Source organism: Cupriavidus sp. SIMBA_020 (genome assembly GCF_046535395.1).
Lineage (GTDB): Bacteria > Pseudomonadota > Gammaproteobacteria > Burkholderiales > Burkholderiaceae > Cupriavidus > Cupriavidus campinensis.
This window is the reverse complement of sequence record NZ_JAWRWU010001825.1, coordinates 1-230: the sequence shown is the minus strand read 5'-3', so window position 1 is coordinate 230 and position 230 is coordinate 1. Positions and strand designations below refer to the sequence as shown.

Sequence of the window (230 nt, the reverse complement as noted above, 5' to 3'; positions counted from 1 at the left end):
CGGTGACGAAACCCATCTTGCGCGCGAACTGCACGCCCAGATGACCGAGGCCGCCGATGCCGAGTATCGCCACCACGTCGCCCGCGCGCGCGCCGCTGTTGCGCAGCGCGTTGAAGGTGGTGATGCCGGCGCAAAGCAGCGGCGCGGCGTCGACGTCGGAGAGGTCGTCGGGCATGCGCGCGAGCGCTTCCTGCGGCGCGACCATGTACTGCGCGTAGCCGCCGTCGTAG

At 70.9% G+C, this 230-nt stretch carries 1 pseudogene; it reads right to left on the bottom strand.

The annotated features are described in order from the left end of the window. Positions 1 to 230: pseudogene (locus SB751_RS35900) on the bottom strand (alcohol dehydrogenase); the annotation flags it as partial.